Genomic DNA, 13546 nt, shown 5'->3' with positions numbered 1-13546 from the left:
TCCGGTGCGGCACCGGGCGCCCGCGCCGTCCTAGGATGTGATCATGACCGCAGAGAACACCGATCAGCAGTTCCGCATCGAGCACGACACCATGGGCGAGGTGAAGGTGCCGGTGGACGCGCTCTACCGCGCCCAGACCCAGCGCGCCGTGGAGAACTTCCCGATCTCCGGCAAGGGCCTCGAGCCCGCCCACATCCACGCCCTCGCGCAGGTCAAGAAGGCCGCGGCCAAGGCGAACGCCGAGCTGGGCATCATCTCGCAGGAGCGCGCGGACGCCATCGTCGCCGCCGCGGACCAGGTCATCGCCGGCGACCATGACGACCAGTACCCGATCGACGTGTTCCAGACCGGCTCCGGCACCTCCTCGAACATGAACACCAACGAGGTGCTCGCCACCCTCGCCACCCGTGCCCTCCAGGAGGCCGGCTCCGAGGACGAGGTGCACCCCAACGACCACGTCAACGCCTCCCAGTCCTCGAACGACGTGTTCCCGACCTCCGTGCACGTGGCCGTCACCGCCGCCCTCGTGAACGACCTCGTCCCGGCGCTGGACCACCTGGCCGTCTCCCTCGAGAAGAAGGCGGAGGACTTCGCCGGCATCGTGAAGTCCGGCCGCACCCACCTCATGGACGCCACCCCGGTGACCCTGGGCCAGGAGTTCGGCGGCTACGCCGCGCAGGTCCGCTACGGCATCGAGCGCATCCAGTCCGCGCTGCCGCGCGTGGCCGAGGTCCCGCTCGGCGGCACCGCCGTGGGCACCGGCATCAACACGCCCCAGGGCTTCTCCGCCCGCGTGATCGAGCTGCTCGCCGAGGAGACCGGCCTGCCGCTGACCGAGGCCCGCAACCACTTCGAGGCCCAGGCCAACCGTGACGGCCTCGTGGAGGCCTCCGGTCAGCTGCGGAACATCGCGTACTCGATCATGAAGATCAACAACGACCTGCGGTGGATGGGCTCCGGCCCGAACACCGGCCTCGGCGAGATCGCCCTCCCGGACCTGCAGCCGGGCTCCTCGATCATGCCGGGCAAGGTCAACCCCGTGATCTGCGAGGCCGCGATCATGGTGTGCGCCCAGGTGATCGGCAACGACACCACCGTCGCCCTGTCCTCCACCAACGGCGCGTTCGAGCTCAACGTGGGCATCCCGGTGATGGCCGCCAACCTGCTCGAGTCGATCCGCCTGCTGGCCAACACGACGCGCGTCATGGCGGACAAGATGATCGACGGCATCGAGGCCAACGAGGAGCGCTGCGCCTTCCTCGCCGGCGCCTCGCCGTCCATCGTGACCCCGCTGAACAAGGTGATCGGCTACGAGGCCGCCGCCAAGATCGCCAAGCACTCCGTCGCGAACAAGATGACCGTGCGCGAGGCCGTCGTGGACCTCGGCTACGTCGAGCGCGGCGAGGTCACCGAGGAGCAGCTGGACAAGGCCCTGGACACCATGTCCATGACCCACCCGGAGTGATCCGGCGGATCCGGTGAGCGGCGCGACGCCGCCTCCCGGACCACGACGACGAGCGGCCGTCCTCCCGTGCGGAGGGCGGCCGTCCGTCGTTCACGCCAGCACCAGCACTCCGGCGGCCGCCGCCACCATCGCCGGTCCGAACGGCAGCGCCGTCTGCCCCGTCGCCCGACCCGCGAGCACCAGCAGCCCCGCCACCACTCCGCCGAGCAGGATCGCGCCCACCCCGGCGGCGAGCACCGCCGTCGGGCCGAGCACCCCCGTGTACACGCCCAGCCCGCCGGCCAGCTTCACGTCGCCCATCCCGAGGCCGCCGCGGCTGAGCACGTGCAGCGCGAGCATCGCCACGGTGTAACCGAGACCGCCCAGCAGGCTGCAGAGGGTCAGGTCACCCCGGCCCGCCAGCAGCGCTCCCCCGGTCATCATCGTCAACCCGCCCAGCGCCAGCCGCAGCGTCCATCGGTTCGGCAGCCGATGTTCGCGCAGGTCCGTGCGCACGAGCACGCCCGTGCACACCGCGAACCACACCAGTCCCAGGGACCACAGCACCGCCGTCGCCGGCGCGCCGTGCGTCCACGCCCATCCCACCCCGCTCATGCGCCCAGCCTAGGTCGGGCGGCGCACCCGCCGGGCCGTCGTCCACAGGCGATCAGGCCACCTCGCGTTCACGGTCCGGCCACCCGGTGTTCTGCCGACAGCGCAACCGGATCCGCCCATTGCGACGAGCCCTCGCGTGGGTCTACTGTGAAGTCACGAGCTTCCGGCCGTCTGATGGACGTACGGGGCTCACACAGACCCCATGGCCTCAATCCCGTTTCAAAGGGGCCATGGTGGCGGGCTTCCTCGGCCCCCCATCCCCCCTCCGCGGGGCCGAGCACCCCCGCCGGGGGCCGCTGCTTCGGCAGCGGCCCCTTTTTCATGCCCGGCTCAGGCTCGGCCCTCCTCCAGCAGGTCCGTGACCAGCGCGGCGATCGGCGAGCGCTCGGAACGGGTCAGCGTCACGTGTCCGAACAGCGGGTGGCCCTTGAGGCGCTCCACCACGGCCGCGATGCCGTCGTGCCGGCCCACGCGCAGGTTGTCCCGCTGGGCGACGTCGTGGGTCAGCACCACCTTCGAGTTGCGGCCCATCCGGCTCAGCACCGTGAGCAGCACGTTCCGCTCGAGCGACTGCGCCTCGTCCACGATCACCCACGCATCGTGCAGCGAGCGGCCGCGGATGTGCGTCAGCGGCAGGATCTCCAGCATCCCGCGGTCCACCACCTCGTCCACCACGGACGGGGAGACGAGCGCGCCCAGGGTGTCGAACACGGCCTGCGCCCACGGGCCCATCTTGTCGCCCTCGGAGCCGGGCAGGTAGCCCAGGTCCTGGCCGCCGACGGCGTACAGCGGGCGGAACACGACCACCCTGCGGTGCTCGCGGCGCTCCATCACGGCGTCGAGGCCCGCGCACAGCGCCAGCGCGGACTTGCCGGTGCCCGCGCGGCCGCCGAGGGAGACGATGCCCACGCTCGGATCCGTCAGCAGCTCGATGGCCAGCCGCTGCTCTGCGGAGCGGCCGTGCAGGCCGAACACGTCGCGGTCCCCGCGCACCAGGCAGGCTCGGCCGCCCTCGCCGACCCGGGCCAGAGCGGAGCCCCGGGGCGCGGTGAGCACCAGCCCCGTGTTGACCGGCAGGCGGTCCGCCTCGGCCGGGGCCTCCTCCGGCCCGGTCTCGACGCTCGTGCCGGTCAGGGTCCCCAGCGGGACGCCGGCCAGGTCGACCTCGCCGTCGTCGTAGAGGGCGTCCAGCCGCTCCTGCGCCACGCTGAGGGAGACGGTGCCGCGCCAGCCCGAGTCACGCACGAGCTCGTGGCGGTACTCGTCCGCGGCGAGGCCCATGGCCGCCGCCTTCACGCGCATCGGCAGGTCCTTGGACACGACCGTGACCGTGGCGCCCTCGTCCGCGAGCGCCTTCGCGACGGCGAGGATGCGGGAGTCGTTGTCCGTGCCGCGGATGCCCAGGGGCAGCACGTCCACGGACACGTGGTTCAGTTCGATCCGCAGCGTGCCGCCCTCGGGGGTGATCGGCACGGGCTGGTCCAGCGCGCCGTGGCGGCCGCGCAGGTCGTCGAGCAGGCGCAGGGCCGTGCGCGCGTAGTAGCCGAGGTCGGGGTCGGCGCGCTTGGCCTCGAGCTCCGAGACCACCACGAGCGGCAGGACCACCTCGTGCTCGGCGAAGTGCAGCAGGGCGCGCGGGTCCGAGAGCAGCACGGACGTGTCCACCACGTAGGTCCGCAGGCCGGTCGCGTCCGCCGGCCCCGCCTCGGCACGCGCCTGGCCCGGCCGGCTCGACGGCTCCTGCCGGGTCTGCGCGTGCTCCACGAGCTCTGCCACCATGTCTGCCTCCTGTGCCGGTGAACCGTGCGGGCGGGGGTCCGCCCACGGGCCACGCTAGGAAGCGGCGTCGTCCGCCGGGGCCCGGCACGGTGAACCCGGGATGAAGTCGCGGTGACGGTCCGTCCGGGCTCCGCCACGGCCCCCACGTCCCGCGCTCCCTACACTGGAGACGCGCCGCCGACGTCCCGACGGCCGCCCGCTCCCCGTCCCCAGGAGGGCCCTTGAGCATGCACCGCCCGTCCCCCGGCCTGCCCGATCTGCCGGGCGGCCCGGCCCCCGCCCCGACCCTGGCCGAGCGCGCCGGGGGCCGCCTGCTGGGCGCCGTCGCGCCCACCGCCGTGCTGATCGCGGCCATGTGGGTCGCGCAGTTCGTGCTGATCTTCCTGGGCCGGGTGATCATCCCCGGCGTGGGCCTGATCCCGCGGCGCCTCGACGGCCTCGACGGGGTCCTGTTCTCCCCCGTGCTGCACGCCGGCTGGGCCCACCTGATCGGCAACACGACGGCGCTGGTCGTCCTCGGTCCGCTGGCCGCCCTGGTCTCGCGCCGGCCGGTGGCCCTGCTCGTCTGCGCCTGGCTGGGCTCGGGCCTGCTGACCTGGCTGATCGGCACCCCGGGCGTGCACATCGGCGCCTCCGGGATCGTGTACGTGCTGATCGCGTTCCTGATCGTCTACGGGGTCGCGGTGCGGCGGATCGGGGCGGTCGTCGTCTCCGTGCTCGTTGCGCTCACGCACCTGGGCTCGAGCCTGATCGGCCTGCTGCCGGCACCCGGCATCTCGTGGACCGGCCACCTGGCCGGGGCCGTCGTCGGGGTGCTGCTGGGCCTGTGGTGGGGCCGCGCCGACCGTCAGGTGCCGAACCGGCGCTGACGGCTGCCGTAGTCGCGCAGGGCACGCAGGAAGTCGACCTTGCGGAACGCGGGCCACATGGCCTCGCAGAAGTAGAACTCCGAGTACGCGGACTGCCAGAGCAGGAACCCGGAGAGCCGCTGCTCCCCGGACGTGCGGATGACCAGGTCCGGGTCCGGCTGGCCGCGCGTGTAGAGCCGGTCCGCGATCTGCTCGACGGTGACGGACTCGGCCACCTCCGCCGCGCTGTGGCCCAGGGCGTGCTCGTCCCGCAGCAGCTCGCGCACGGCGTCGAGGATCTCCTGGCGGCCCCCGTAGCCCACGGCCACGTTCACGTGCACGCCGTCGTGGTCCTTGGTCTGTTCGGCCACCTCGGCGAGCCGTCGCGCCATGGGCTCGGGGAGCAGGTCCACCGCGCCGACCGGCTGCACGCGCACGGGGGCGCGGCCCTCGGCCGGCTGGGCGAGGCGCTCCGCCGTCGTCTGGATGATCTCCAGGAGCGGGGCGAGCTCCTCCGCCGGACGCCGCAGGTTCTCGGTGGAGAGCATGTAGAGCGTGACCACGGGGATGCCGGCCTCGTCGCACCAGCCGATGAAGTCGAGGATGCGCTCGGCGCCGGCCTGGTGGCCCTGCTGCGTGGACGCCCCGAACGCGCGGGCCCAGCGACGGTTGCCGTCCACCAGCACGCCGATGTGCCGGGGCAGGCGCTCCGGGTCCAGGCCGCGCGTCAGCCGCCGCTCGTACAGGCGGTAGAAGGCCTCGGGTCGACCCACGGCGCGCTCCCCTCTCGGACGGTCCTGCGAGCCTCCAGGATACGCGCGCGGCACACAGCGACCATCCCGTGCCCCGGCCCCGGGCCGACCGACGACAATGGAGGCATGGACCCTGTGACACCCCTCCGCGAGACCGACGCCGCCCGCCGCCTGCGCTGGCGCATCGAGCGCATCCGCGACCCCGACCATCCGCTGTACAAGCCCCGACTGCGCGGCTGGATCCACGCGGTCATGGCGCCGCTGACGCTCGCGGCCGGCATCGTGCTCATCGCGCTCGCGCCGACCGCGACGCTGCGGTGGGCCAGCGCGGTCTACACCGTGACGGGCCTGCTGCTGTTCGCGGTCTCGGCGACGTACCACCTGGTGCAGTGGAACGAGGTGGTCTCCCGTGTCCTCAAGCGGCTGGACCACACGAACATCATGCTGGTCATCGCCGGCACCTACACGCCGCTCTCCCTGGCCCTGCTGGCTCCGGACCGGGCGCGTGTGCTGCTCACCCTGGTGTGGGTGGGGGCCGTGGCCGGCGTCGCGTTCCGGGTGCTGTGGACGGACGCGCCGCGCTGGCTCTACACGCCGGTGTACGTGGTGCTCGGGCTGGCGGCGCTGCTGTACCTGGGGGACTTCTTCGCCGCGGATGCGGCGGCGGGGTGGCTGATCGTGGCCGGCGGCGTCGCGTACATCACGGGCGCGGTCTGCTACGCGCTGCAGGCCCCCACGATCCACCGCGAGTGGTTCGGCTTCCACGAGCTGTTCCACGCCTTCACGGTGGCCGGCTTCGTGTGCCACGCCGTCGCCATCTACCGGGCGGTGCTCGTCGTCGCCTGAGCGTGTCGAGGAAGGGGGTCTGCGGCCCGCCCGGCAGCGCCGCGGCCCGCAGACGCGCCGCTACGGCATGGAGGTGGCGGCGCGTCTGCGGGCCTCAAGGGTTCGGGCGTCGAGTCAGGGACGGTGCCTGAGCGTGCCCGGGCCCGACGGCGGTCAGTCGCGTCCGGTGTCCGGGGCCTGGGGCTCCGGGGCCGGCTCCTGGAGGTAGCCGGGGTACTTCTCCTGCAGGCGGCGCAGCCGGTCCTCGGAGTCCGCGTCCAGGTGCTCGCCGCCCGCGCGGACCTCGTCCGGCAGGTGCTGCTGATGGCGCTCCACGAGCATGGCCTCGGCCTCCGGGGAACGCTGCTGGACGCGGCGCACCGAGCGGACCATGACGCGGAGGACGATGATCGCCATGACCACCATGAGCGCGGTGAACAGGAACCCCTCGATGCCGGGGGTGACCTCCGCCTCCTCGAGCCCGGGGCGCAGCGTCGGCTCCGGGACGGCGGGCACCGGCGCGGGGCTCGCGGCCGCGAGCGCGGTGAGGACGAGGGGAAGGCCAGACAGGGGTGTCACGCCGCCCCACTCTACCGGCCCCGGCCGCACGGCCCGAGCCGGGGCGACTCAGCGCAGGCCGGCGAAGAGGTCGTGCTCCGGCAGCTCGGAGGGCACGCGCGAGTCGATCAGCGCGAAGTCCTCCCACGGCCAGGCGCGCCGCTGCAGGTCGTGGGGGGCGTCGAAGAACATGCCGTCGGGGTCGATCTGCGTGCGGTGCGCCCGCAGGGCGGCGTCGCGCTCGTCGAGGAAGCCGGTGACGTCCACCTGGGTGGTGACGTCGTGGTCCGCGGTGACCCACGGCGGGATGACCTCCGGGTCGGGCACGTCCTCCCCGGCTTCGCGGCGGCGCAGCACCTCGCGCATCGCGTCCATCGCGTCGAACATCATCAGGCGTCGGGCGAACGGCACGTCCTCGCCGTCGGCCTCGGCCACCGCGGCCATCGTGCGGAACTTCCGCGGGTTGAACCCGCAGTCGTAGTAGACCTTCGAGACCTCCCACGCGGGCCCGGCCTCGGGGTACTCGTCCGCGAGGCCGGCGGCCCGGTAGGCCTCCATCGTCACGGCGTGGGCCTGCAGGTGGTCCGGGTGCGGGTAGCCGCCGACCTCGTCGTAGGAGATGAGCACGTGCGGGCGGAACCGGCGCACGAGCGAGATCAGCGGGGTCGCCGCATCCTGGAGCGGGACCTCGGCGAAGCAGTTCGCCGGGAGGGCGGGCAGCGGATCCCCCTCGGGCAGGCCCGAGTCGAGGAAGCCGAGCCAGGCGTGCCGGATGCCGAGGATGCCCGCGGCCTCGGCCATCTCCTCGCGGCGCACGGCCGCGATGTCCCGGTCCGCCCGGGTGGTGTCCCCGAACGACGGGTTGAGCAGGGTGCCGGCCTCGCCGCCGGTGCACGTGACGACCATGACCTCGGCCCCGGCCGCCGCGTAGGCGGCCATCGTGCCGGCCCCCTTCGAGGACTCGTCGTCCGGGTGGGCGTGCACCGCCATGAGACGCAGCCCGGTGGAGGGCGGCAGGGCGGTGCCTGCGGCCGGCTGGGCCTGGGGGGTCTGATGGGTCACGGGGATCGCACACTCCTGTCCGGATGGCGGGGCCGCCGCGGGGGCGGCGGCGTGAGGGGTCCAGGCCGACGTCGTCATCGGCCTCCGGCGGCGGGCAGCGGCTAGGGTGGAGGGGATGTCTCACCACGCCCCCGCGGTCCGCGCGCAGGACCCCACATTAGCCAACCGGTACGGCACGAACCACACGCGTCCGGGCCGTCGTCGGCTGTGGGCGGGCCTCGGCGGGCTCGGGCTGGTCGTGGCCGTGCTGCTGTCCGTGTGGATCGGCCTGAACATGTCCGTGGGCGCCATCGAGTACAAGGACGTCGGCTTCACCATCGAGGACGACGGCCACGCGACCGTCACCTTCCAGGCCTCCGTCCCGGAGGGCGTGCAGGCCGAATGCGATGTGCTCGTCACCGACTCCCACGCCGCCCCCGTCGGCTTCCGCACCGTCCGCCTGGAGACCCTGCCGGCCGACCGGCGGGACTCCCCCTCGGACGCGCAGCAGCGCTACACCGTGGACGTGCGCACCGTGGTGCGGGGCGACTCCGGCATCGTCGAGACCTGCCGCAAGGTCTGAGCCCTCCCGGCCGCTCCGCCCTCGGCGTAGCGGCCGCCTTTGGTGTGACGCACGCCGCCCGGATAGACTCGTCGGAGCATTCCCGCCCCGCCGGTGAGTCAGGCAGGCGTCGCACGGAGCCCTCGGGTCACGCGCGTCCTCCTGGTCGGCGGGGTCTTTCGCATGCGGGCGCGTCCGCCGGACGCGGATCGCGCACCGGATACGGTGCGCCGCGCCCCGGACTCCGCATCACCCGAGACAGAAAGGCGGAACAGAGCATGACCACCAGCCAGTCCGACGCCCCGTGGCTGACCCAGGAGGCGTACGACCGCCTCTCCAAGGAGCTCGAGCACATCTCCGGCCCCGGTCGCCAGGAGATCATCGAGCGCATCGAGGCCGCGCGCGATGAGGGCGACCTCAAGGAGAACGGCGGCTACCACGCCGCCCGCGAGGAGCAGTCCAAGAACGAGGGCCGCATCGCCGAGCTGAAGCACCTGCTCGAGACCGCCCGCGTCGGCGAGGCCGCCGAGAACGACGGCGCCGTGCACCCGGGCACCGTGGTGACCGCCGTCGTCGCCGGCGACGAGATGACGTTCCTCTTCGGCAACCGCGAGATCGCCGCGGACGACGAGTCGCTCGAGGTCTACTCCGAGCGCTCCCCGCTCGGCGAGGCCATCAACGGTGCCAAGAAGGGCGACAAGGTCTCCTACACCGCCCCGAACGGCAAGGACATCAAGGTCGAGGTCAAGGACGTCCAGCCCTACTCCGGCTGACCGACCCCGACTCCGACGACGGCCGCGGTCCCCTCCAGGGGCCGCGGCCGTCGTCCGTCCCGGGTCCCACCGCGCCCCCGTTGCTACTCTGGCCCCATGCTGACCGTCGAGAAGGCGCACCTGCTGCTCACCCGCGAGGACGGGCTCTCCGAGAGCCCCTCCCACCACCGCGTGGCCCTCGCGGCCGCCGCGCTGGCCGACCACCGCTCCGCCGGGATCGTGACCCTCGAGGACGTCCCCGTGGACCGGGCCCGCGTGCTCGTGACCGCGGCCGGCACCACCGGCGACCCCGTCCTGGACTCCTCCCTCGGAGAGGTCGACGCCCTGGCCGGCCGGCCGCTCGTGGCCACCCTGGCGGCCGGGAAGCCGGATCTGCGCAAGGCCGTCGTCGCGCATCTGACCGAGACCGGTCGCCTCACCGAGCGCAAGGCCTTCCTGGCCACCCGGCACGTCCCCCGCGGCACCGAGCGCGCCGAGCTGCTCGCGCACCTGACCGCCGTGGTCCTGGACGAGGCCGAGCCCTCCGACGAGGACGTGCTCCTGCTCGGCGTGCTGCAGCACCTCAACCTGGCCCGACGCCTGCTGCCGGGCGTCCGCGAGCGCTACGACCGCCGCGAGATGGTCCGCCGCATCGAGACGCTGACGCGCGAGGACCTCCTGGTCCAGGCCGTGCGCCGCGCGGTGGGCGGGACCTGTGGCACCGTCACCGCGGCCGCCGCCGGCTCCGTGGCCTGAGCCGGCCCGGTCAGGGCAGCGGGGCCGGGCTGTAGCCGGCCGCGCGCAACGCCTCCAGCACCTGGGCGGAGTGCTCGGTGCCGCGGGTCTCCATGTCGATCGTGATGTGCACGCCGCCCATGGACAGCTCCGGGCCGACGCGGGTGTGGTCCACGCGCACCACGTTGGCGTCCGTGTCCGCGATGATCCGTGAGATCGTGGCCAGCTCGCCCGCGCGGTCCCGCAGCGGGATGCGCACGGTCATGTAGCGCCCCGCGGCCGACAGTCCGGCCTGGATGGACTTCAGCATGAGCATCGGATCGATGTTCCCGCCGGAGAGGATCACGGCGGTGGTGCCGAGCTCGAAGCCCAGGTCCGCCGTGCGGCCCGCCAGCAGGGCGGCCACCCCGACGGCGCCCGCCGGCTCCACGACGAGCTTGGAGCGCTCGAGGAGGTGGACGAGGGCCGCGGCGATCTCGTCGTCCGTGACGGTCACGACGGCGTCCACCAGCTCGGCGGCGATCCGCAGCGGCAGGGCCCCGGGCCTGCCGACGGCGATGCCGTCCGCGATGGTGGACACGCTCTCCAGCACCTGGACGCGGCCCTCCTCGAGGGAGCCGGGGAACGCGGCGGCGGTGGCCGCCTGCACGCCGATGACGCGCACCGTGCGCCCACGACGCCGGGCGGCCTCCTTGAGGGCCACGGCCGTGCCGGCGATGAGCCCCCCGCCGCCGATGCCCATGATCACGGTGTCCACGTCCGGCAGCACGTCGAGGATCTCGAGGCCGACGGTGCCCTGGCCCGCGATCACGGCCGGGTCGTCGAACGGCGGGATGAACACGGCACCGGTCTCCGTGGCCCACCGCTGCGCCTCGGCGAGGGACTCGTCCACGGTGGAGCCGTGCAGGACGACCTCGGCGCCGTGGTCCCGGGTGGCCTGCAGCTTGGGCAGGGCGACGCCGTGCGGCATGAAGATGCGGGCGCGGATGCCGAGCTTGGCGGCCGCGAGGGCGACGCCCTGGGCGTGGTTGCCGGCCGAGGCGGCCACGACGCCGCGGCCGCGCTCCTCCTCGCTCAGCTGCGCCATCCGCACGTAGGCGCCGCGGACCTTGAACGAGCCGGCCCGCTGCAGGTTCTCGCACTTCAGGTGCACGTCCGTGCCCACGGCCCGGGAGAGCGCCCGGGAGTGCTGCAGCGGGGAGCGCTCGGCGATCCCGCGCAGCGTCTCGCGCGCCCGCTCGATCTCCTCGAGGGTGACGGGCAGCGCCGTCGGGGCCGGCGGGCCGCCGGCGGGCCGCACCCACCGGGGCGACGGCGTCGGGACGGTCCGGTCCGGGGTGTCCGTGGCCTGCGCCGCGCCCATCAGGCGTCGTCCCCGTGCCGGGTGCCCGCGTCGGCCTCGGAGGCGAGGGCGGCGTCGTCGTGCGCCGAGGGGCGGTACCGGTGGGAGCCGGCCGTCTCGTCCTCCGCGCCGCCCGGTTCGAGGGCGTGGCCCGTCCGCTCCGTGAGCTCCTCGGGGGTGTCGGCGGTGAGGGCGCGGACGAAGCTGTTCACGAAGGCCAGCACCGGCACGGCGAACACGGCGCCCGCCAGACCGAGGACGGTGGAGCCGGCGGCGACGGCCAGGAACACGGCCAGCGGGTGCAGCGCGACGGCCTTGCCCATCACGAGCGGCTGCAGGACGTTCGACTCGATCTGCTGCACGAGCAGCACCACGCCCAGCATGAGCAGCGCGTTGACCAGGCCGTTGGACATCAGCGCCAGGAGCACCGCCATCGCGCCGGTCAGGGTGGCGCCGATCATCGGGATGAACGAGGCCAGGAACACGAGCACGGCCAACGGGATGGCCAGCGGCACGCCCAGGATCAGGGCACCGATGCCGATGCCGACGGCGTCGATGAACGCCACGAAGATCTGGACCCGCACGTAGGAGCCGAGCGACTGCCAGCCCGAGCGGCCCGCGCGGCCCACGGTGGCCCGGTGCGCCTTCGGCACGAAGATCAGCAGGAAGCGCCAGATGCGGTCGCCGTCGTAGAGGAAGAAGATCAGGGAGAACAGGGCGATGAACAGGCCCGCACCGATGTTGACGGCCGTGGAGCCGAACGAGACGGCGCTGTTCATGAGCGTGGCGGAGTTGTCCCGCAGCGTCTGCCACAGGCCCTCCAGCCCGGCACCGGAACGGGGGATCTCCACGCCCACGCCGGCCAGCCAGGCGATCGCGTCGTCGACGGCCTGGCCCAGCTGGCCGCCCAGTTCGGCGAAGCCCTGGACGATCTGCTGACCGGCGAGCCCCATGAGGCCCACCACGACGACGACCAACAGCAGCACGCACAGCAGGGCGGCCGCGACGCCCGGCACCTTGATGCGCCGCATCGCCTGGAACACCGGGGCCAGCAGGGTGGCCAGCAGCGCGGCCACGAGGATCGGGATCACCACGAGGCTCACGAAGCCCAGCAGGTACACCACGACGCCGATGCCGATGACGACGGCCACCAGCCGCCAGGACCAGGCCGCGGCCACCGTCAGCCCGTAGGGCACGTCCTTGTCGATCTTGGTCTGGGCCGCCAGGGTCGAGCTCACGCGCGATCCTCCTCGTGTGGGTGGTCGGGGACATGGGGGGTCAGACCCCACTGGACGCTCCAGCGGGCGTGCGGGGCGAGCCGGTGCAGGCCCTCCCCCGAGTTCAGGGCGTCCGCGGGAGCGGTGAGCGGCTCCACCGCGAGCGCCGTGTCACGGCCGGGCAGCCGGTCCGTGACGAAGACGTGGGTGTAGGCGAACGCGTGGTCGGACCACAGGGTCACGGCGCGGCCGTCCGCGGCGAGCAGGGTCTGGCGGTGCCGGCCGTCGGCGTCCGGGGTCAGGCCGGTGAGGCACACGTCCAGGGCGGCCTCGCCCACGGCCCGGCCGCGGCGGAAGTCCAGCTCGGTGCCGTCCACCGGCAGGGTCTCCACGGGGATGAGGTCCTCCCCCGTGCGGATCCAGGCGTCCGCGGGCACGCGCAGGCTCAGCTCCGCCGTCGGGACGTCCCCGATGCGCAGGAACGGGTGGGAGCCGACCGCCACGGGCACGGTGGCGTCCGTGTGGTTCTGCACCTCGGCGGTGACGGTGAGGCCGCCGTCCGCCTCGAGCTCGTACGTGACGCGGTGGGTGAGCCGGAACGGCCAGCCGTGCTGGGGGTGGATCTCACCGCGCAGGGTCACCGCGTGGGCGGAGAACGTCTCGGTGACGAAGTGGGTGTTGCGCAGCAGGCCGTGGCTGGCGTGGCCGCGCGCGGGTTCGGTGACGTCCAGGCGCTGCTCGACGCCGTCCAGGATCCAGCGGGCGCCGGCGACGCGGTTCGGCCACGGGCTCATCTGGATGCCGTTGGCGGCGGGCGGGACCACGTCCTGGCCGTACGGCTCGGTCAGGTCCACGCCGCCCACGCGGTACCTGCGCAGGGCACCGGCCAGGCCGACGACGACGGCCTCCGCGGACCCGCGGTGCAGGCGGTGCTGGGTGCCGGTGGCGTCCGGAGCCCCGAAGGCGGGCAGGTCGCTGGTCTCGGTCACGGGACCTCCTGAGTGGCGGCGAGGGACCCCCTCAATCTACGCCCTCGCGGACGCAGACCGCCCCGGCCCTGTGCAGGACCGGGGCGG

Annotated in this window: 14 protein-coding genes; 6 read left to right on the top strand and 8 right to left on the bottom strand. The window is 73.6% G+C overall.

Annotation, left to right across the window (positions count from 1 at the left end; genetic code table 11):
* Positions 1 to 43 precede the first annotated feature (43 nt).
* Complete coding sequence (locus NR072_RS07890; protein WP_256836762.1) at positions 44 to 1465, top strand: class II fumarate hydratase; 1422 nt, start codon at positions 44 to 46, stop codon at positions 1463 to 1465.
* A gap of 90 nt (positions 1466 to 1555) precedes the next feature.
* Here the strand turns inward: NR072_RS07890 and NR072_RS07885 are convergent, their stop codons facing one another.
* Both NR072_RS07885 and NR072_RS07880 read right to left on the bottom strand, forming a co-directional pair.
* Positions 1556 to 2059: a prepilin peptidase gene (locus NR072_RS07885; RefSeq protein WP_126860052.1), complete on the bottom strand. Its 504-nt coding sequence runs from the start codon at positions 2057 to 2059 to the stop codon at positions 1556 to 1558.
* 330 nt (positions 2060 to 2389) lie between these two features.
* Complete coding sequence (locus NR072_RS07880) at positions 2390 to 3838, bottom strand: PhoH family protein (RefSeq protein ID WP_256836761.1); 1449 nt, start codon at positions 3836 to 3838, stop codon at positions 2390 to 2392.
* 227 nt (positions 3839 to 4065) lie between these two features.
* On the opposite strand from NR072_RS07880, the gene NR072_RS07875 reads away from it, so the two are divergent.
* A complete protein-coding gene (locus NR072_RS07875; protein WP_256836818.1) occupies positions 4066 to 4707 on the top strand; it encodes a rhomboid family intramembrane serine protease in 642 nt (213 codons plus the stop codon).
* Here the strand turns inward: NR072_RS07875 and NR072_RS07870 are convergent.
* Complete coding sequence (locus tag NR072_RS07870; RefSeq protein ID WP_036316326.1) at positions 4686 to 5459, bottom strand: isoprenyl transferase; 774 nt, start codon at positions 5457 to 5459, stop codon at positions 4686 to 4688. The two genes, NR072_RS07875 and NR072_RS07870, sit on opposite strands and share 22 nt — an antisense overlap.
* Before the next feature lie 105 nt (positions 5460 to 5564).
* Here NR072_RS07870 and NR072_RS07865 point away from each other — a divergent pair, with 105 nt between their 5' ends.
* Entirely contained in the window at positions 5565 to 6284 is a 720-nt protein-coding gene (locus NR072_RS07865) for a hemolysin III family protein (protein WP_256836760.1), read from the top strand.
* Between the two features lie 153 nt (positions 6285 to 6437).
* Here NR072_RS07865 and NR072_RS07860 read toward each other — a convergent pair whose 3' ends face one another.
* On the bottom strand, positions 6438 to 6842 hold the full coding sequence (locus NR072_RS07860; protein WP_036384966.1) for a hypothetical protein: 405 nt from the start codon (positions 6840 to 6842) through the stop codon (positions 6438 to 6440).
* A 48-nt stretch (positions 6843 to 6890) separates the two neighbouring features.
* Positions 6891 to 7883 carry a mycothiol conjugate amidase Mca gene (mca, locus tag NR072_RS07855; protein WP_256836759.1) on the bottom strand — a complete coding sequence of 331 codons (993 nt, stop codon included), beginning with the start codon at positions 7881 to 7883 and terminating at the stop codon, positions 6891 to 6893.
* Positions 7884 to 7998: 115 nt separating this feature from the next.
* On the opposite strand from mca, the gene NR072_RS07850 reads away from it, so the two are divergent.
* From NR072_RS07850 to NR072_RS07840, 3 genes are all read left to right on the top strand, one after another.
* Positions 7999 to 8445 (top strand): DUF4307 domain-containing protein, encoded by a 447-nt coding sequence (locus NR072_RS07850; RefSeq protein ID WP_036316331.1) that lies wholly within the window; start codon positions 7999 to 8001, stop codon positions 8443 to 8445.
* Between the two features lie 257 nt (positions 8446 to 8702).
* Positions 8703 to 9197: a transcription elongation factor GreA gene (gene greA / locus NR072_RS07845; RefSeq protein WP_002856531.1), complete on the top strand. Its 495-nt coding sequence runs from the start codon at positions 8703 to 8705 to the stop codon at positions 9195 to 9197.
* Between the two features lie 96 nt (positions 9198 to 9293).
* Positions 9294 to 9932 (top strand): GPP34 family phosphoprotein, encoded by a 639-nt coding sequence (locus NR072_RS07840; protein WP_010079323.1) that lies wholly within the window; start codon positions 9294 to 9296, stop codon positions 9930 to 9932.
* 10 nt (positions 9933 to 9942) lie between these two features.
* Here NR072_RS07840 and ilvA read toward each other — a convergent pair whose 3' ends face one another.
* From ilvA to NR072_RS07825, 3 genes are read right to left on the bottom strand one after another with little or no spacing between them, the layout of a single operon-like run.
* Complete coding sequence (gene ilvA, locus NR072_RS07835; RefSeq protein ID WP_256836757.1) at positions 9943 to 11274, bottom strand: threonine ammonia-lyase; 1332 nt, start codon at positions 11272 to 11274, stop codon at positions 9943 to 9945.
* The gene (locus NR072_RS07830) at positions 11274 to 12491 is read right to left on the bottom strand and encodes an AI-2E family transporter (RefSeq protein ID WP_041102929.1); all 1218 of its coding nucleotides are present in this window, start codon (positions 12489 to 12491) and stop codon (positions 11274 to 11276) included. The genes ilvA and NR072_RS07830 overlap by 1 nt, the downstream gene beginning before the upstream one ends.
* A complete protein-coding gene (locus NR072_RS07825; RefSeq protein ID WP_063189020.1) occupies positions 12488 to 13459 on the bottom strand; it encodes an aldose 1-epimerase family protein in 972 nt (323 codons plus the stop codon). Before NR072_RS07825 ends, NR072_RS07830 begins: the two co-directional genes overlap by 4 nt.
* Between the last annotated feature and the right edge of the window lie 87 nt (positions 13460 to 13546).

It is taken from the genome of Micrococcus sp. Mcc89, from assembly GCF_024519795.1.
GTDB lineage: Bacteria > Actinomycetota > Actinomycetes > Actinomycetales > Micrococcaceae > Micrococcus > Micrococcus luteus.
This window is presented reverse-complemented; position numbering and strand designations above follow the sequence as displayed.